Source organism: Kribbella sp. CA-294648, from assembly GCF_050943845.1.
In the GTDB taxonomy this organism is placed as follows: domain Bacteria; phylum Actinomycetota; class Actinomycetes; order Propionibacteriales; family Kribbellaceae; genus Kribbella.
In genome coordinates, this window is the sequence record NZ_CP191981.1 from 5,352,202 (window position 1) to 5,371,695 (window position 19,494).

Annotated in this window: 12 protein-coding genes; 1 reads left to right on the forward strand and 11 read right to left on the reverse strand. The window is 67.7% G+C overall.

Going from position 1 to position 19,494, the window contains the following annotated elements; genetic code table 11:
• Positions 1–11 precede the first annotated feature (11 nt).
• The 8 genes from ACQPYM_RS25320 to ACQPYM_RS25355 form a co-directional block, all read right to left on the reverse strand.
• Positions 12–1,022, reverse strand: coding sequence for a sugar phosphate isomerase/epimerase family protein (locus ACQPYM_RS25320; RefSeq protein ID WP_433004608.1), 1,011 nt, complete (start codon positions 1,020–1,022; stop codon positions 12–14).
• A gap of 228 nt (positions 1,023–1,250) precedes the next feature.
• Entirely contained in the window at positions 1,251–6,641 is a 5,391-nt protein-coding gene (locus ACQPYM_RS25325) for a ThuA domain-containing protein (protein WP_433004611.1), read from the reverse strand.
• Positions 6,642–6,779: 138 nt separating this feature from the next.
• The gene (xylA, locus tag ACQPYM_RS25330) at positions 6,780–7,931 is read right to left on the reverse strand and encodes a xylose isomerase (RefSeq protein WP_433004614.1); all 1,152 of its coding nucleotides are present in this window, start codon (positions 7,929–7,931) and stop codon (positions 6,780–6,782) included.
• Entirely contained in the window at positions 7,928–9,091 is a 1,164-nt protein-coding gene (locus ACQPYM_RS25335) for a Gfo/Idh/MocA family protein (RefSeq protein WP_433004617.1), read from the reverse strand. Before ACQPYM_RS25335 ends, xylA begins: the two co-directional genes overlap by 4 nt.
• Positions 9,092–9,109: 18 nt before the next feature.
• Positions 9,110–10,159 carry a substrate-binding domain-containing protein gene (locus ACQPYM_RS25340; RefSeq protein WP_433004620.1) on the reverse strand — a complete coding sequence of 350 codons (1,050 nt, stop codon included), beginning with the start codon at positions 10,157–10,159 and terminating at the stop codon, positions 9,110–9,112.
• Between the two features lie 52 nt (positions 10,160–10,211).
• Entirely contained in the window at positions 10,212–11,369 is a 1,158-nt protein-coding gene (locus ACQPYM_RS25345) for an ABC transporter permease (protein WP_433004623.1), read from the reverse strand.
• Positions 11,369–12,910 carry a sugar ABC transporter ATP-binding protein gene (locus ACQPYM_RS25350; RefSeq protein ID WP_433004626.1) on the reverse strand — a complete coding sequence of 514 codons (1,542 nt, stop codon included), beginning with the start codon at positions 12,908–12,910 and terminating at the stop codon, positions 11,369–11,371. Before ACQPYM_RS25350 ends, ACQPYM_RS25345 begins: the two co-directional genes overlap by 1 nt.
• Positions 12,907–14,178, reverse strand: a complete 1,272-nt coding sequence (locus tag ACQPYM_RS25355) for an ROK family transcriptional regulator (protein WP_433004629.1) — start codon at positions 14,176–14,178, stop codon at positions 12,907–12,909. Before ACQPYM_RS25355 ends, ACQPYM_RS25350 begins: the two co-directional genes overlap by 4 nt.
• Before the next feature lie 250 nt (positions 14,179–14,428).
• On the opposite strand from ACQPYM_RS25355, the gene ACQPYM_RS25360 reads away from it, so the two are divergent.
• The gene (locus tag ACQPYM_RS25360; protein ID WP_433004632.1) at positions 14,429–15,961 is read left to right on the forward strand and encodes a glycoside hydrolase family 71/99-like protein; all 1,533 of its coding nucleotides are present in this window, start codon (positions 14,429–14,431) and stop codon (positions 15,959–15,961) included.
• Positions 15,962–16,011: 50 nt separating this feature from the next.
• Here ACQPYM_RS25360 and ACQPYM_RS25365 read toward each other — a convergent pair whose 3' ends face one another.
• The 3 genes from ACQPYM_RS25365 to ACQPYM_RS25375 form a co-directional block, all read right to left on the reverse strand.
• Complete coding sequence (locus tag ACQPYM_RS25365; protein ID WP_433004635.1) at positions 16,012–16,785, reverse strand: hypothetical protein; 774 nt, start codon at positions 16,783–16,785, stop codon at positions 16,012–16,014.
• Positions 16,786–17,228: 443 nt separating this feature from the next.
• Complete coding sequence (locus ACQPYM_RS25370) at positions 17,229–18,041, reverse strand: dienelactone hydrolase family protein (protein ID WP_433004638.1); 813 nt, start codon at positions 18,039–18,041, stop codon at positions 17,229–17,231.
• 50 nt (positions 18,042–18,091) lie between these two features.
• The gene (locus ACQPYM_RS25375; RefSeq protein ID WP_433004641.1) at positions 18,092–19,453 is read right to left on the reverse strand and encodes an amidohydrolase; all 1,362 of its coding nucleotides are present in this window, start codon (positions 19,451–19,453) and stop codon (positions 18,092–18,094) included.
• Positions 19,454–19,494 lie beyond the last annotated feature (41 nt).

Consider the following 19,494-nt stretch of genomic DNA (forward strand, 5'->3'; position numbering starts at 1 on the left):
AGTACGTGCTGTCAGGAGTCTGAGGAGGAGAAGGCCGCGTCGAAGGAGGCGGTCGGCGGGTCGAAGGCCAGCGACTTCACGAACTGGAGGGCTTCGGCGGCGCCGACCAGGCGGTCCATCCCGGCGTCCTCCCACTCGACCGAGATCGGGCCGTCGTACCCGATCGAGTTGAGCATCCGGAAGCAGGCCTCCCACGGGACGTCGCCGTGACCGGTCGAGACGAAGTCCCAGCCGCGCCGCGGGTCGCCCCAGGCCAGGTGGGACCCCATCCGGCCGTTGCGGCCGTTGCCGACCTGGCGCTTCGCGTCCTTGCAATCGACGTGGTAGATCCGGTCCTTGAAGTCCCACAGGAAGCCGACCGGGTCGAGGTCCTGCCAGACGAAGTGGCTCGGGTCCCAGTTCAGCCCGAACGCCTCGCGATGCCCGATCGCCTCCAGCGTCGCGGTCGTCGACCAGTAGTCGTAGGCGATCTCGGACGGGTGCACCTCGTGCGCGAATTTCACGCCCACCTCGTCGAAGACGTCCAGGATCGGGTTCCACCGGTCCGCGAAGTCCTGGTACCCGGCTTCGATCATCGCCGGCGGCACCGGCGGGAACATCGCGACGGTCTTCCAGATCGACGACCCGGTGAAGCCGACGACGACGTCCACACCCAGCCGGCGAGCGGCTCGCGCGGTCGTCTTCATCTCCTCGGCCGCCCGCTGCCGGACACCTTCCGGATCACCGTCGCCCCAGATGTGCGCGGGCAGGATCGCCTGGTGCCGCTGGTCGATCGGGTCGTCGCAGACCGCCTGGCCGAGCAGGTGGTTGGAGATCGTCCAGACCTTCAGGTTGTACTTCTCCAGGATGTCCAGCCGGTCGCGGACGTAGCCGTCGTCCTCGGCCGCCTTGCGGACGTCGAGATGATCACCCCAGCAGGCGATCTCGAGTCCTTCGTAGCCCCATCCGGACGCGAGCCGGGCCACCTCCTCGAACGGCAGGTCGGCCCACTGGCCGGTGAACAGGGTGATCGGTCGTGCCATCACAAACTCCTTCTCCACAAGGGATCGATAGGGGTGTCCCCGGCGCCGCGGCCGGAGCGCTGGTCGCGGCGCCGGGGACCGGGACCGGACGAACCGGTCCCCCGCCGACCGTGCGCCACCGCTCTCCCGCCGGCCCGGGGCGGGGCCGAACCACCCCGGGCCGGAGGAGCTCCTGTCCACCTCTCCGCGTCGGACAGGGTGCGGTTGCACACGGCGACGATCATGGGGTCAGATCCTCATCCTGAGGTCCTGACCGATAGCGACGAGCAGCGTCCTGGCCGGTACGTCGGCGACCTTCTGAGCCTCGGCCAGGTACTTGTCCATCGCGGTCCGGGCCGCCGCCAGGCGACCCTTGGCGTGCTCCCGTTCAGCCGCCCGCAGCCGCACCTTCATCTCGACGGTGGGCTGCAGAGCCAGTGTCCGGACGTCGCGGTAGCGCTTGACCACCTCGAGCGCCTGCGCGTACGTCGCGATGACCGTGAACGGCACCTTCGTCACCGAGACGTTGCCGGCCTTGTCCGTCGCCCGGGCGATCACTTCGTGCGCGCCCAGTCCGAGCAGCATGCCGTCGAGCTTGCCGGTCTCCGGGAACGGCTGCCCGTCGATGGTCAGCGTCACGCCGGCCATCCCGGAGAGCGCATCCGTGGCAGTCGCCGCCACCGTGGCCAGACTCGCCACACCGAGCTCGGCGCCAGCCGTCAGGCCGGTCACCGTTGCCACCGGGGCTGTCTTGTCGATCTTGACCGTCACCGACTTCGGTTCGGACACGTTGCCCGCGGTGTCACTCGCCCGCACCTGGAGGGTGTGGGTGCCGTCCGCCGTCAGGTTGACCGGAGTCGTGTACTCCGCCCAGTCGCCGTCGCCGACCTTCTGCTCGAGGTAGAGCTGGCCCGGCTGGTTGTCCGTCGCCATTGCCGTCGCGACCACGGCATCGGTCCACCAGCCGTTGTCACCTGATGGCGCGGACGGGTTGACCGACAGGTTCACCTGCGGCGCGACCGTGTCCTTGACGAGCTTGAAGTAGTCGAACTTCGCCGTCTTCGAAGCGACCTGGTCGACCCCGAAGGCGTAGATCCCGAAGCTCGCCGAGGTCAGCGCGGTGTTGGTGACGGCCGGCAGTGTGGTCCACGCCAGCCCGTCCGCGCTGTACGACCCGGTGTACGTCGTACCGGTCTTCGCCAGCCGCAGATACCAGACACCCTGGGTGGGTGCCGGTGATGCGTTCGGTGCGGGTTGGACGATCGCGTTGTTCACCTCACTGCGCAGCTCGATCCCTCGGCTCACCGTGCTGCCGGCGGCATTCGAGGTGAGGAAGTCGAGCTTCACGTAGTTCGCGTCGTCGCCGTACACCATCAGGCCGCCCTGCTGGTACGCCTCGTTGAACGCGGACCCGTCCACCTTGGTCTCGATCGTCCAGTCACCGTCGGGAGCCGGCTGCAGCAGCAGGTTCTTCGGGTTCGTGGCCGTGCCCTGGTAGATGTCGCCCTTGCTCGTGTCGATCTCGAGCGCCCCGCCGGTCACCCGGTACGCCGATGCGTCCGGCCGCACGCTCGCCGACCAGCGGCAGGCGTCCAGCGCAGTACCGTCGAACGCGTCGTCCGGGGTCGGTGCCTCGGCGGTGTCGTCCGGCGTGATGGAGAAGTAGTCGAACTGCGCCGAGATCGGCAGCGCCGCGGCCCGGTTGGCCAAACCGAACAGCCCGATCTTCGGGTTGCTGATCCCGGCCAGCAACTTCGTCTCCGGCATGTCGACGAACGTCGCACCATCAGCGCTGTACGACGCCCGCAGGTTCTGCCCGTTGCTGGTGAAGCGGACCCAGACGGTGTCCGGGTACGCCGCGCCCAGGTTGGCCGTGTTCGACGCGGCCACCTCGTTAGGAGCACCGGCTTCCTCCCGGACGAACTGGAAGATCCGGTCCGCGGCCGACGGGGAGCCCGTCGAGCGGCCTTGCAGCACCATCTTCGCGTAGTTGTCGTCGTCGCCGTAGACGATCAACCCAGCCTGCTGGTACGCGAGCCGGGCCGGCAACGTCATCTTCGCCGTCGCCTGCCATGCGCCGGCCGGGAGCGGCTGGAGCACGATGTTCGGCGTACCGGTGTTGCCGGTGCCGTAGATGTCGGTCGCGGTCAACGGCAGCATCAGGTCGCCGTTGCTCACGGCAAGTTCCTGGTTGCCTCTGACAATGGAGTTCCAGCGGCCGGTGTCGAGCGTCGTCCCCTCGAAGCCGTCCGACCGGCCGGTCAAGCAGGTCGGTGGGGCTGACGCATCCACCTTCACCTGCACGTGCGACGTACCGGTGGCGCCCTTCGCGTCCGTCACCGTGACGGTCGCCTCGTGGGTACCGGAGGTCGTGTAGGTGTGGCTGACGGTCGCGCCGGTGGCTGTGGCGCCGTCACCGAAGCTCCATGCGTAGGACAACGGAACGTCGCCTTCGGGGTCGGTCGCCGTCGCCGTGAAGTCGACCTTCAGCGGCGCCTTGCCCTGCACCGGCGTCGCACTGATCGCGACGTTGGGCCGCTGGTTCTCGGTGATGCCCTTGCCGATGAACTTCACCCAGTTGACGTTCAGCTGCCCGGTCGTCTTGACGAAGTACAGCGGCCCGCTGGTCAGCGAGGCGCCGGAGACGTCCGCGGTGAAGTTGCCGTACGTCTGCCAGGCCCCGGTCGGTGTAACGGTGATGGTGGCAACAATCGGTCCGGTCGTCGGCGACCCCTGCCGCACCTGCACGGTTGCTCCCGCCTCAGGCGAAGCGGCCCGCAACTGGAGCTGGGTGATGCCGGTCAGGTTGGTCGGCTTCCAGCCCCACCAGTCACCGTCCTCGATGAACCCGATGTTCTTGCCCCCACCGGCCACGTCACCGGTGTCCTCGACCTGTACGCCGCCCGTGTCGCCCGGCCCACCGGTCTCATTGAAGTACTCCGCCTCGCGCGTCTTCGGCTGGAGCTGCACCACCTTCTCGGTGGTCAGCCGCCCGCTGCCCGGGGCGCCCTTGTCGGTGTACTTCACCTTGACCAGGCCGAAGATGTTCGCGCCGACATGGCCGTCGTCCCCGTTGACCGGGATGACGCCCTCACACCCGGGGTACTGCTCGAAATCGTGATTGTGTTCGTCGTGGCCCAGCGCCGGCTGCGTGATCACCTCGGCACAGTTGACCGTGCCGTCCTCGGGATCGGTGACCGTGACCTTGTACCTGATCGTGTCGCCGAAGTCGAAGAACCCACCGTCGAGCGGCGCTTCCACCGTGATCGTCGGCGCGGTGTTGCCGGCCGTGATCGACTGGTTGGACACGGCCGGACGGCCATCGCTGTCGGTCACCGTCAACCGGGCCGTGAAGACCCCGGCCGTCGTGTAGGTGTGCGACGGCTTGGCCTCGGTGCTGTCCGTCGTCCCGTTGCCGTCGAAGTCCCACGCCAGCGTGATCGGCTGACCATCCGGATCGCGAGAACCGGTCGAGTCGAACGCGACCGTCAGCGGCACCGGACCGGACGTCTTGTCCGTGCTGAACTGCGCGATCGGCGCGCGATTGCCTTGCACGTAATCGATCCGGTAGATGCCCGAGTCGGCATTGTTGCCACCGAACCCGCTCCCCCACTCGATCACGTAGAGCGCGCCGTCCGGGCCGAACTGCAACGCGTGCGGCCGGACGAAGGCCAGCTTCTGCAGCATCCGCGAGACGTCCGCGACCCCGGCGCGGTCGTCCTTCAGCTGCACCGAGAACAACCGGCTGTCGTTCCAGTCGGCCCAGACGGCCTTGCCGTCGAAGTACTTCGGCCACTTGCGGTCCGAGTCGCTGTCCGGATCGAACTTGTACGCACCACTCGTCATCGGCGCACCGCTACCGCCGATCTCGGGTACGCCGGTGGTCGACTTGCCCTGCCACATCGTCGCCGGGATCGCGGCCGGCAGCTGAGTGATACCGGTGTTGTTCGGCGACTCGTTGACCGGAGCCGCGCAGTTGAAGGTGGCCCCCGCGGCGCCGGTGGCGAAGTTGAAGTCGTTGTACGGCGTGTTGTTGCCGACGCAGTACGGCCAGCCGTAGAAGCCCGGCTTGTTGACGATGTTCCACTCGACCCGGCCGTCCGGGCCGCGCGTCGGTGAGACCTGGCCGGCGTCCGGACCGTAGTCGGCGACGAAGAGGTTGTCGGTGGCCGGGTCGATACCGATCCGGAAGGGGTTGCGGAAGCCCATCGCGAAGATCTCTGGCCGCGTCTTCGCAGTACCGGCCGGGAAGAGGTTGCCGGTGGGGACGGTGTAGCTGCCGTCAGCCTCCGGGTGGATCTTCAGCACCTTGCCGTTCAGGTTGTTGCTGTTGGCCGAGCTGCGCTGCGCGTCCCAGGCCGAGCGGCCGGCCCGCTCGTCCAGCGGCGAGTAGCCGTCGGAGTCGAACGGGTTGCTGTTGTCACCGGTCGCGATGTAGAGGTTGCCCTGGCCGTCGAACTCCAGTGCGCCACCGGCGTGACAGCACTCGGCGCGCTGGGTGTCGATACGCAGTACCTGCTTCTCGGTGGCCAGGTCGAGGGTGTCCCCGGTCACCTTGAAACGCGAGACCTTGTCGTGCGAGTCGGTTCCGGCCGGCGAGTAGTACAGGTAGAGGAAGCCGTTCTGGTCGAAGGCCGGGTCGAGTGCGATCCCGAGCAGGCCGAACTCCTGGCCGGTGTACACGCTGAGGGTGCCCGCGGTGAGCACCGAGCCGTCGGTCTTGATGATCTTGATCGCGCCGTTGCGGTCGATGTAGAAGACCCGGCCGTCGTTGGCGATCGCGAGTTCCATCGGGTTCGCGGTGTTGTCGTCCAGCGTGACCTTCTCGTAGCTCTCGCTCAGCGAGGCGCCACAGTCGGCCGGCTGCACCCCCGCGGCGGTCTTGATGCCGCCGAGCAGGTGCTTGCGGAACGTCGCGTCGGCGAACGACTCGATCGTGTGGCCCATCCCGGTGTACCAGGCGCGGCCGCCGTCGTAGTCCTGGCACCACGCGATCGGGTGCTCGGCGCCCATGTTGCCGCCGGTGTACGTCGTCTCGTCGACCGAGGCCAGCACGTGTACGGCGCCCCGGGGGTTCGAGCGGTAGTTGTACCACTCGTCCGTCCGCGGCCAGCTCGTCGGCGCCTCGGAAGTCGACGGGTGCGCGTGGTCCTCCACCTTCACCGTCGCGTTCGGCGTACCGGGCGGGTGGCTGTCGAAGTAGCTGCCGACCAGCTTGCCGTACCACGGCCAATCGTACTCCGTGTCCGATGCGGCGTGCACTCCGGCATACCCGCCACCGTTGCGGATGTACCGCTCGAAGGCGGCCTGCTGGTCCGCGTTGAGCACGTCACCCGTCGTCGACAGCCAGATGACCACCTCGTACTTCGCCAGCTCGGTGTCGTTGAACATCGCCGCGTCCTCGGTCGCGGTGACAGTGAAATCGTTGGCCGCCGCCAGGTCCTTGATCGCCTGGATGCCGGCCGGGATCGAGTCGTGCCGGAAGCCGGCGGTCTTGCTGAAGATCAACGCGTTGAAGGTCTCGTCACCGTGCCCGGGATGGGCCTCGGCCGGTCTCATCGGCAGGGTGATCACCAGGGAGGCGATCAGGGCGAGCACGAGGAGGCGAATGAGCGTGCCTCGTCTGCGTAGCTGGATCATGGGGTGCTCCTCATGGGTCGGATAAGGCGCGCGCTCCATCTGGTGCCGGGGCGGGTCCCCGGCTTTTTCGGCCCTGGTACTACGAAGTTCAGCTACCGCGTTCCCCGTGCTCTGCCCTGCGCGGGATCTGTCTGCTACCTACCGGACGCCCAGCAGGTGCTCCATCGCCAACTGGTCGAGCCGCTCGAACCCGAGCCCACGGTCGGCCAGTGCATCGGCGTCGTACGTCGCCTTGCGCAGCTCCTCCAGCGACTCGCCCTCACCCAGCGTCGGCTGAGCCAACTCAGCCACCCGAGCCGCAGCGGCGGCTTCCTGTACTTCGGGGTCAGCGCGGAACGCCTGGACCTTCTCCCGCAGGATCAGGTAGTTGCGCATACAAGCCCGCGCGGTCTCCCAGACTCCTTCGACGTCTTCGGTGCGCGGCGGCTTGTAGTCGAAATGCACGTACCCGTCATAGCCGGGATTGCCCTGCAGCACATCGACGGTCCAGAACGCCTCCCGCAGGTTCCCCGCACCAAAGCGCAGGTCCTGGTCGAACCGCGGACCGTGCTGACCGTTCAGATCGATGTGGAACAACTTCCCGTGCCAGATCGCCTGCGCGATCCCGTGCGCATAGTTCAGCCCGGCCATCTGCTCATGCCCGATCTCGGGGTTGATCCCCACCAGCTCGGGGTGCTCGAGATCGTTGATGAAGGCAATCGCGTGCCCGATCGTCGGCAACAAGATGTCACCGCGCGGCTCGTTCGGCTTCGGCTCCAACGCGAACCGGATGTCATAGCCCTGCTCACGTACATAGCCGCAGAGCAGGTCCATCGACTCCTTGTACCGATCCAGCGCGGCGTGCACGTCCTTCGAGCCACCCGACTCAGCACCCTCGCGGCCACCCCACAACACATACGTCTTCGCGCCCAGCTCGGCGGCGAGATCGACGTTGCGCAGGATCTTGGCCAGCGCGTACCGGCGTACGTCGCGGTCGTTGGCCGTCAAGCCACCATCTTTGAAGACGGGATGAGCGAACAGGTTGGTGGTGGCCATCTCGACCACCATGTCGTGGTCGGCGAGCGCCTTGGAGAAACGGGTCAGCGTCTGCTGGCGGGTCGCATCATCAGGCACCAGGTCATCGTCATGGAACGACACCGCCGCGGCACCCAACTCGGCCAGCTTCTCCACCGTGTGCACCGGGTCGAGCGGCGCGCGAACCGCAGTACCGAAGACGTCGACGCCCTCCCAACCCACGGTCCACAGCCCGAAGGAGAATTTGTCGTCCTTGGCCGGTGTATATGAGCTCATTCAGGAATCTCCTGCCATTGTCGGGAGGTCGAACTGTCCTCGACCGCGGCGAGGACGCGCTGGACCTGCAGGCCGTCCGCGAACGACGGTTCCGGATCCTTGCCCTCGGCAATCGCCGTGACGAGATCGACCACTTGGTGGGTGAAGCCGTGCTCGTAGCCGAGCAGGTGCCCCGGCGGCCACCAGGCGGCGACGTACGGGTGTGATGCCTCGGTGACGAGGATGCGGCGGAAGCCGGCGGTCTCGGCCGGCTCCGTCGCGTCGTAGAAGTGCAGCTCGTTCATGTCCTCGAAGTCGAACGCGAGACTGCCTTCGCTGCCGTTGATCTCGATCCGGATCGCGTTCTTCCGGCCGGTCGCGAACCGGGTCGCCTCGAAGACGCCGAGCCCGCCGTCGCCGAACCGCGCGAGGAAGATCGCGGCGTCGTCCACCGTGACCGGTCCACGTTCGGTCCCGGCCTCACCGGACAAGCCGCTGTGCGCGGCCGCGACCGGCCGTTCCTTGACGAACGTCTCCAGCTGCCCGCTGACCTCGGTGATCCGGTCGCCGGTGATGTACTGGGTCAGGTCGACGATGTGCGCCCCGATGTCACCGAGCGCCCCCGAGCCGGCCTTCTCCTTGTCGAGCCGCCACGACAGCGGCGCCTCCGGATCGGCGATCCAATCCTGCAGGTACTGCGCCCGCACGTGCCGGATGGTGCCGATCTTGCCCTCGGCCACCAACTGGCGAGCCAGCCCGATCGCCGGCACCCGGCGGTAGGTGAACCCGACCATCGACCTGATCCCGTTGGCCGCCGCCTCGGCCGCCGCGGCAGCCATCTGCTCGGCCTCCGCGACGGTGTTGGCCAGCGGCTTCTCACAGAGCACGTGCTTGCCCGCTCGCAGCGCGGCGATCGCGATCTCGGCGTGGCTGTCGCCCGGCGTACAGATGTCGATCAGCTGCACGTCGTCGCGGTTGAGCAGTTTGCGCCAGTCGGTCTCGGTCTGGCTCCAGCCGAGCTTCCCGGCCGCCTCGCTGACCGCGTCGGCCGACCGGCCGCACAGAACGGTCATGTCCGGCTGCAGCGGCAGGTCGAAGAAGCGCGGTGCGCTGCGCCAGGCCTGTGAGTGGGCGGCCCCCATGAAGGCGTACCCGATCAGGCCGATGCCCAGGTTCGTCATCTCTTGTGAACTCCTTTGTCAGCTCTCGAAGGCGGTCGGCAGGTACTGGTCGACGTTGTCCTTGGTGACGACCGGCGCGTACAGCTGGATGGTGCGCGGGACCTCGACCTCCACCAGGTCGCCGAGGGCCTTCTTCTGCACCAGCAGCCGGGCCAGCCGGACGCCGTCCGCACCCTGCGTGGACGGGTAGATGACGGTGGCCTTCACCACCGAGGTGCCGGCCTTGATGTCGCGCATCACGTTCGCCGAACCGGCGCCGCCGACCACGAAGAACTCCTTGCGGCCGGAGTTCTTGATCGCGGCCATCACGCCGACGCCCTGGTCGTCGTCGTGGTTCCAGATCGCGTCGATCTTCGGGGCCGCCTGCAACAGGTTGGCCGCGGCCTTCTCACCGGACTCGACGGTGAACTCCGCCGCGACCCGGTTGTTGACCTTCAGCCCGCAGTCGGCCAGCGCTTCCTTGAAGCCCGCGCTGCGCGCCTGGGTCAGCGGCAGCGAGTCGATGCCGGCGATCTCGGCGATGACCGCGTCCTTCTTGCCCTTCATCTCCTTGCAGACATAGGTGCCCGCGGAGACGCCCATCCCCTTGTTGTCGCCGAGGATGGTGGTCCGGGCCGCGAAGGTGCTGCCGAACTCACGGTCGACGTTCACCACCGTGATCCCGGCCTCCATCGCCTTGATCGCCACCGGGGTGAGCGCCGCGCCGTCGAACGGCAGCAGCACGATCGCGTCGACCTTGTCGTTGATGAAGGTCTCCACCTGGCTGATCTGCAGGTTCACGTCGTTGGTGCCCTCGGCGACCACCAGCTCGACGTCGGAGTACTTCTTCGCCTCGGCCTGGGTGGCCTTGGTGATCGCGCCCATCCAGCCGTGGTCGGCGGCCGGCGCGGAGAAGCCGATCTTCACCTTCTTGCCCGGTTCGTCGTTGCCCTTGGCCGCGACCTGCTGGGTGCCGGGGTCCTTGGTCTTCTCGGCCTCGGGGGTGTTGCTGGTACAGGCGATCAGGGCCATCGAGCTGAGCCCGACCAGGCCGGCGGTGAGCAGTAATCGGGCTGAACGTACGGACATCTTGTCCTCCAAAAGGTGATGCATCTACAGGGGTTGCTGTGACTTCTTCGGGTTAGGGCGCGGTAGCTCGAGCGGCCAGGCGTTGCTGGAGGAGGACGGCGACCACGATGATCAGGCCCTTCGCCACCGACTGGGCGGAGATACTCAGGTTGTTCAGGGTGAAGACGTTGTTCAGGGTGGTGAAGATCATCACGCCGAACACGGTGCCGACGATCGTGCCGCGGCCACCCGACAGCAGCGTGCCGCCGATCACCACCGCGGCGATCGCGTCGAGCTCGTAGAGTCCACCGTGGGTGGAGCTGCCGGTCGTCGTCCGGGCCATCAGCATCACCGCGGCGATGCCACAGCACAGACCGGCCAGCACGTACAGGGCGACGGTGTGCCGCTGCACCTTGATCCCGGCCAGCCGGGCCGCCTCGGCATTGCCGCCGACGGCGAAGGTCCGCCGGCCGAAGGTGGTCCGGTTGAGCAGCACCCAGCCCGCCGCGGCGACCAGCACGAACATCCAGACCAGCACCGGTACGCCGATCAGCGAGCCGCCGAAGAAGTCGACGAACGAGTTGACGTTGATGATCTGGGTCTTGCGGTCGGACAGGATCTCGGCCAGACCGCGCGCCCCGGCCAGCATCGCCAGGGTCGCTATGAACGGAACTATCTTGCCGTAGGCAACCAGTAACCCGTTGACCAGACCACACGCCGAGCCGACCAGCAGCGCGGTGCTGACCATGAAGATCCAGTGGTAGTCGGTGGCCATCTGCTGGGTGGCCAGCGTGCTGGCCCAGACGCTGGAGAGGGCGACCATCGCCCCGACGGACAGATCGATCCCGCCGCCGGTGATCACGAACGTCATCCCGATGCTGACCACACCGATCACCGCGGCCAGCCGCAGGATGGTGAGAATGTTGGCGGTACTCGCGAACCGGTCCCCCGCCGTGGCGAATCCGACGATGCAGAGCAGGACGAGCGCGATGACCAGACCGACGTTCCGGCCGGCCCCGCTCTTCAGCAGGTTGCCGACGGCCGTCCCCGCGACCAGGCCACCCCGGCCGCTGCGCGGCGCCGTACCGGTCGGGTCGACCTCGACCATCGCCTGGCCCTGGACCGACTGATGCTCGACCGGCTGATTCTGGCCGGGCAACTTGCTGCTCGGCTGATCCTGGAGAGGCTCGTCCTGTTTGGCGGCCCCGGGTCGTGCGACTCCGTCGTTCATCAGACGGCACTTCCTTCCATCACCAGGTCGAGCACCTGGTGCTCGTCGATTTCCTGCGCGGGGCCCGTGTGCACGGCCCGCCCCTCCCGCATCACCACAACCCGGTCGGCCAGACCGAGCACTTCCTCGACCTCACTGGAGACCAGCACGATCGCGACGCCATTGGCAGCCAGCTTGCGGATCAGCGCGTAGATCTCGGACCGGGCTCCGACGTCCACCCCCCGGGTCGGCTCGTCCAGCAGCAGAACCCGGCAGTCCCGCAACAGCCAGCGGGCCAGCACGACCTTCTGCTGGTTACCGCCCGACAGGTTGCGGACAGGCTGCTCGACTCCCGGTGGGCGGACATCCAGAGCCTTGGTCAGCTCCTCCGCTGCCTGCCGTTCCGCCTGACCGTTGAGGAATCCCCCGCTGGCGAAGCGGCCCATGCTCGACACCGTGATGTTCTTGTAGACCGCCTGGTCCAGCAGCAGCGCCTGACTCTTGCGCTCCTCCGGAGCGAGGCCTATGCCCGCCTTGACGGACTCCTGCACCTGACCCGGCCGGAGCATCTTGCCGTCCACCCGGACGACACCGGTCGCCGCCTTGCGCGCGCCGTACACGGTCTCCAGTACTTCGGAACGCCCGGACCCCACCAGGCCTGCCAGCCCAAGGATCTCCCCAGCCCGTACTGCGAAGTGGATGCCGGCGAACTCCCGTGGCCGGGACAGGTTCTCCACCTCGAGCACGACGGGTGCGGTACTCGCGAGGTCGACGCGGGGCGGGAAGACGTACTCGATCGAGCGGCCGGTCATCAGCCGGATCAGTTCGGTGGTCGGCGTCTCGCGGGCGTCCAGGCCGGTGGCCACGGTGGCGCCGTCCTTGAGCACGGTGACCCGGTCACCGATCTCGCGGATCTCCTCGAGCCGGTGCGAGATGTACACGATCGCGACGCCCTGCGCGGTGAGGTCACGGATCACCCGGAACAGGTTGTCGACCTCTTCGGAGTCGAGCACCGCGGAGGGCTCGTCCATCACGATCAGCCGCGCTTTCCTGGACAGCGCTCGGGCCATGCTGACGACCTGCTGACCGGCCGCCGACAGCAGACCGACGGTCCGGCCGGGTGGGATCTCGCCATGGCCGAGGCCCTTCAACAGCTCGCGGGTCTGTGTGTTGGCCTCGTGCCGGCGGGTCAGCCCGAACCGGGACGGCTCGTGCCCGAGGAACACGTTCTCGGCGACGGTGAGGTCGGGGACGAGGTCGAGCTCCTGGTAGATGGCAGCGATTCCGAGCTGCATCGAGTCGGCCGGGGTGTTCAGCGTCACCAGGCTGCCGTTCACCCGGATGGTGCCGGCGTCGGGTTTGTGCGCGCCGGTCAGCACCCGGATCAGCGTCGACTTGCCGGCGCCGTTCTGGCCGAGAAGGCAGTGCACCTCGCCGCGCCGGATGTCCAGATCGACCCCGTCCAGGGCCCGGACACCGGGGAACTCCTTCACGATCCCGGTCATCCGGAGCAGGTCCGCGCTCTCCGCCTCGCCGGCCGCCGGGACGTCGTACTGGGTCATTGGGCCACTCCTGCCGCGTCGCGACCGACCAGTGTCGGGTCGAGGAAAACCTGGTCCAGCGAGATCTGCGCGCCGCCGCGGACCGCGGCGGTGAAGCCGAGCTCGGACTGGACCACGCGGCAGCCGCCACCGTCCGGCGCGATCACGCGATCTCGGATCGCGGTCTCCAGCGGTTCTTTCAGCCACGGCCCGAGCATGGCGAAGTAACCGCCGAGCACGAGCACGTCGGGGTTCAGGATGTTCACCAGGACCGCACCTCCGATTCCCAGCCAGTTGCCGACGTCGGCCAGCGCGTTCAGGGTCCGTTCCGAGCCGGCCTCGGCCCGCCGGGTGATCTCGGCCAGCCGCTGCTCCACGTCCAGTGACGGGTCGCGGACCGGGTCGTCGAGATCCGTTGCCTTGTTCAACAAAGCGGTCAGGCCGACCACGGTCTCCCAGCAACCGGTCCGGCCACAGCCGCAGGTGCCGCCGGCCGGGGCGACCGGCATGTGCCCGACCTCGCCGCTGAAGCCGTGCCCACCGCGGAGCAGATGCCCGCCGGTGACCATGCCGCCACCGACACCGACGGCACCGGTCAGCAAGACGATGTCCTGCACCGGATCCGGCCCCGTCTTCATCTCCGAGTACGCCGCCAGCGCGGCGAGGTTCGCCTCGTTGTCCACCCGCACCGGGTACGCCGGACTGCCGAGCCGCTCGCGCATCTCGTCGACCACCGGCACCTCCGCCCAGCCGAGGTTCGGCGCGAGCTTGAGCGACCCGGTCGCGCTCTGGACCAGACCCGGTACGGCGAGGGTGACGCCGGCGATCAGCCCGCCCCGGGCCAGCACGGCCGCCACCGATTCGCGGATCAGCTCGGCCAGCTGGTCGAGCGTCGTACCGGGGTCGAGGTGGGCGACGTCGAGGGGGACGCGGCGTTCGGTGACGGTCTCGCCGCCGAGGTCCAGAGCCGACACGGCGAGGTAGTCGACGTTGATCTCGGCGCCGACGCCGCAGATGCCGCGACCGTCGAGCTCGACGAGCTGACCGGGCCGGCCGAGCGCACCGGCTTCGGCCTGACCGTCGCGCAGCAGGCCGCGTTCGACCAGCTCGGCGACCAGGCTGCTCACGGTCGCCTTGTTGAGGCCGGTCTCGGCCGCGATCCGGGCGCGAGAGCGCGATCCCGCTTCGCGGACGTGCCGGAGGACGACGGACAGATTGTTCCGCCGGAGCGAGACATGATCGGCAGCGACGACACCGCTGCCTGGTCGGCTGCCCTTGGACAGCGTCATGAGCCCACCCCCTTCTCCCCCGAGAAACGGCATCTGTGATGCCAGTCACAGACTTTGTCTGTTGAGCCAACAAACTAAGTACCGGCGGGGTGGCCGTCAAGATGTTGCGGCCAAGTTTCTTCACGACATCATCGAAAGTTTTCGATTCGTAATTTGCAGACTTCCATCGAAGTCTTGCAGATTGAAGCACTCGTTTGTACGCTCGGCGCCACTCTCCGCAGTCCTGTCCGCCCCCATCAGGAGCCTGCACATGTCTGTAACCCGCCGTACCTTCCTGGCTGCCTCGGCAGCCGCAGCAACCACCATCGGCAGCACCTTGCCGACCTCGGCGACGACCGCGACGCCAGCCAGTCCGCTCGCCAGTCCGCCCGGCGATGTGGTCGGCAAGATCACCGTCGGATACCAGGGCTGGTTCGCCTGTACCGGCGACGGCGCACCGATCAACGGCTGGTGGCACTGGAGCCACAACTGGGGCCAGCCGCCCTCACCGAGCAACAACGCGCTCGGCAGCTGGCCCGATGTCCGCGACTACACGAGCACCTACCAGACGGCGTACGCGAATCTCGGCAACGGGCAGCCCGCGAAACTGTTCTCGTCGTACGACCAGCAGACCGTCGACACACACTTCCAGTGGATGCAGCAGCACGGCTGCGACACCGCCGCGCTGCAACGGTTCAACCCGACCGGCGGCGAAGGCCCGACCCGCGACGCGATGGCGGTGAAGGTCCGTCGGGCCGCCGAGACGTTCGGGCGGAAGTTCTACCTCATGTACGACGCGACCGACTGGACGAACATGCAGTCGGAGATGAAGGCCGACTGGATCAACAAAATGCGGTCGTACACCTCGTCGCCGGCCTACGCGAAGCAGAACGGCAAGCCGGTGGTGTGCATCTGGGGATTCGGCTTCAACGAGCCCAACAAAGCCTTCCCTGCTTCGGTGTGTCTCGATGTCGTCAACTGGTTCAAGGGCCAGGGATGCTATGTGATCGGCGGCGTGCCGACGCACTGGCGACGAGGTGTCGAGGACTCACGGGCGGGATATCTCGACGTGTACCACGCGTTCAACATGATCTCGCCGTGGATGGTCGGCCGGTTCCAGGACGTCGCCGGCGCGGATCACTACTACAACAACGTGAACCAGCAGGACCAGGCCGACTGCAACGCGCACGGGATCGACTATCAGCCGTGCGTGATTCCGGGTGACCTGCAGTCGGGGCACCGTCGGCACGGCGACCTGATGTGGCGGCAGTTCTACAACCTCACCCGGGTCGGCGTGCAGGGCATGTACATCTCGATGTTCGACGAGTACAACGAGGGCAACCAGATCGCCAAGACGGCCGAGAGTCCGGCCTGGATCCCTGGTGGGTCAGGGATTCGCGCGCTCGACGAGGACGGTACGGCGTGCTCCTCGGACTACTATCTGCGGCTCACGAACGACGGTGGGCGGATGTTCAAGGGGCAGCTTCCGCTGACCGCTCAGCGGCCGACCCAGCCGATGCCGAGCCAGGGCGCGGGTGGGGTGATCTTCTACCAGCACGTGGATTACGGCGGCGCGGCCGGGCAGGCGCTTGCCAAGGGCAACTACACTCGCGCGCAGCTGGCGGCGGCCGGCGTACCGGACAACTGGGCGTCGTCGGTCCGGGTCCCGGCGGGGTGGTCGGTGACGATCTTTGCCGAGGACAACTTCACTGGGCAGAGTTGGACGCGGACGGCGGACACGGCGAACTTCGTTGCTCTGTCGCCCAATGCGAACGACCAGCTGACGTCGTGCCGGATTCAGTGAGGCGCTTGTTCTAGAAGCCGTTCGGGGTCTGGTCCAGTTCGGGGTCTGGGCTAGAGGAGTTCGAGGCTGTCGGTGGCGAGGGTGATGACGGCGCCGTCGAGGTGCACCCGGCAGGCGATGGCGTGGCCGGCGCAGGTGAGGAGGGCGGGGCCGGCCACGTCGACGACCCGGTAGGCGACTGGTTGGGTGCAGCGTTCCACGACGGCCTGCTGTTCGCGATGGCAGCCGAGGACATGGCAGGTGACGACTTCGCCGACGCTCATCAGGGTGAGGCCGTGGTCCTCACAGATGCCCCAGCTGACGCCACAGGGCTGGCCCTCGGTCGCGGCCAGGCGAACCAGGCTGCCTGCGGTGGCTTCGAGTTCGCCTGCCACTGCGCGGAAGGTGTCGGCCGCCTCGTCCAGGTCGCGGCGCAACTTGCGGCCCGCGACGGACTCGGACAGACCGCGGGTCGCCGCCAACAGGTTCTCCGAGAGGGCCATCGCGGCTACTGCGATCTCGTCGACCTTCACCGGAGTACCGAAGCCTGAAGTGGTGCCCTGCGGCTCCCCGCCGGGGACTGGGCCTTGGCCGGGGACTGCTGCTGCCGGGTGCACTCCGTTGGTGGGTGCTGCCCCGCCGTGTCCGTTGGGCGCGGCTCCGGTGGCTGCTGCTCCGTTAGGGGCGGCGCCGTTGGGTGCGGTGTCGTCGGATGCGGTTCCGTTGGGTGAGCGGCCGTTGCGGACCGTGAGTGGCGCGGGGCCGTTCTGGTGGCGGCGGTTCTCAGCCCTGTCGGCACCCATGTCGTTCGCACTCCGGTCGTTGACTCGCTTGGCCTTCGCCATTCGTCCGCCCCCTGATGACTTGACTCCCCGGTGGCCGATCGTGCCACGTCGCAAGGGGGTGCGGCCAGGGCAAATCGACCAGCGTCACCCACGGCTGAACGCGCCTTGCGCAGAGCAACGAATTCAGCCGTCCGGGCACCCGAAACACCCCCGCCCAGCTCACAACGTCCAGTATCAGTGCAACGGTCCCCGCCCTCTAAACCGGTAATCACAGCGGCCGAATTCCACACACTCCCTTAACACTTCCGGTACGGCGAGTGACCATTCGCCTGCACGCAGTCCGTGGTTCCGGCGATCGTCTCCATCGATGGAAGATCGCGCTCCAGATGAAACAATCGTTTGCCTTCCGTGGCTGCAGGACGCGGGGCACCGGGTGGTAGGGCGTGGGGTGCCGGGTGGTAGGGCGTGGGGTGCCGGGTGGTCAGGGCGCGGGGTGCCGGTGGCTATGGCGTCGGGTCGAGGTGTTGGCGGAGGAACGTGACGGTGCGGGTGCGAGCCTCCAGGGCGGGGTGGCCTGGGGTGTCGCGGAGGTCGCGGGTGAGGACGCTGTGCGCGGTTTTGGCGAAGCCGCCGGAGTTGCAGGACCCGGAGTCGAGCTCGATCACTTCGAACGCGTCGCCGAGGTGCTCGCGGAGAGTGGCGAAGCGCTCCTTGGGAGCGAGACGGTCGCCGCTGAACCGCAGGCCGAGTACGCAGAGGCCGTCGGTCCGCGTCCGCTCGACAACTTGCGCCAGCTCGTCCCGCGACAGACCGGGGTCGCGCCGGCGGCTCGCGGACAGCGGCAACGGGGTGGACGGCTGACTCATGACCGGCGCAAGCACGCTCGGCTCGATGGCGGTGGCCAGCGCGAATCCGCCGGTGAAACACATCCCGATCACGCCCACCCCGCGGCCCGGCGTACGGGTGGCGAGATCAGCGGCGACGGCTCGCAGGTACGCCGTGATCGGTCGCTTGGCGTCGACGGCGAACGCACGGAACTCGGCCGACACACAAACCCGGGCGACGACGCCCAGGGTGTAGGCGTTCGACTCCGCTTTGCCCGTCGTACCGAACGGCGAGGGGATGACGACCGTGAATCCCTCGCCCACAAGGTGATCTGCCAGGCCCAGCACCTCTGGCGTGATGCCCGGAATCTCGGGAATCAGCACGACGCCGGGGCCGGCGCCTTTCTCGTAGCAGTCGTACGTGAGACCTGCGCCGCTGAAAGGTGATTTGACCCAGCCGTCCAGACTCGAACTCGGCGCATTGTCCGGCATCCAACTCTCCTCACGGTCTGCGAGGTGTCACCCTAATCGCCCCCCGGGCATCAGGGTGCGTAGTGCTGGACCGCTCCACCGCGGGACAGGTCGACCAGTGTGTGCGCCACACGTCTCGCGTCTTGCAGGATCTCGTTAAGGTCCGCGGTGAGCAGGCGGCGGTCCCGGACGACAATGTTGCCGTCGACAACAACTGTGACGACGTCCGAGGCCCGCACGGAGTAGACGAGCGCGGCGCGCGGATCGTGGAGCGGCTGGCAGTGCGGCCCGGACAGGTCGACCAGCGCGATGTCCGCGCGGCGTCCCGGCTCGATCGCGCCAACCGTGTCGGCCAGTCCGGCTGCTGCCGCGCCACCTCTCGTTGCGAGGCGAAGAGTGTCCGAGACGGTCATCCACTCCGCATCCTCCTCGCGCTGCTTCTGCGTCAACGCCAGTAGTCGCAGGGATTCCCAGACATCGAGGGTGTTGTGTACGGCGGCTCCGTCCGTCCCGACCCCGACGGCGATCCCGGCCGACTGCAGTTGCTTGATGGGAGTGGTCGAGCCCATCGCGAGCTTCAGATAGACCTTCGGGCACGCGGCGACCGTCGTACGGCGGGCGTGGTTCGCGAGGATGCCGAGGTCTGAGTCGAGGATGCCGCAGCCGTGGGCGATCAACGCGCCCGCATCCAGTACGCCGGTGCGCTCGAGCGCCTCGATCGGCGTCACCCCGAGACGATCCTTGGACGACTGCGTCTGGTCGAGGGTCTCGGCGGCGTGCAGGTGAATGCGGAAATGCTCGGCGCGCGCGACTTCCGCAGTACGGGTAAGGTCTTCCTCTGTCACCGTGTACGGCGCGTGCGGCCCTAGGCTCGTGGTGATTCGTGGCGGTCCGTCTCCGGCTGCGCTCTTCCCCAAGGTTTGGATGGCGCGTGCCGCCTCGTATGCGGCTTCGCGCCCGTCCGGGCCGGTCGACGAGAAGAAGGTCGGCGCGAGATCGGCGCGGATCCCGGTCTCCAGCGCGGCCGCGGCAATCTGCTCGGCATGGAAGTAGTGATCCACGAACGTGGTGACGCCGGCCAGCAACATCTCCGCACACGCCAGCCGGGCGCCGACCTGCACCCGCTCGGGCGTCAGGTTCATCTCCATCGGCCAGATCTTGCGGTTGAACCAGTCGTCGATCGACACGTCCTCGGCGGCACCCCGCATCATCACCATCGGACTGTGGGTGTGCGCGTTCACCAGCCCCGGTACGGCGATCAGCCCGGTCGCGTCGAGCTCCTCCAGACCAGGCTCGGCGTCGACCGCACCGGCCGGCATCACCTCGGTGATCGCGCCGTCCTCGATCAGGATGTCCTGGTACTCGTCGACCCGGCACTCCCCCTCGACCGGCACCACCAGCACCGAGCAGTTCCGGATCACCAACCGCGCCATCGTTCCTCCACAGCTTCAGCCGAACGTCGCTGCTCGAAGTC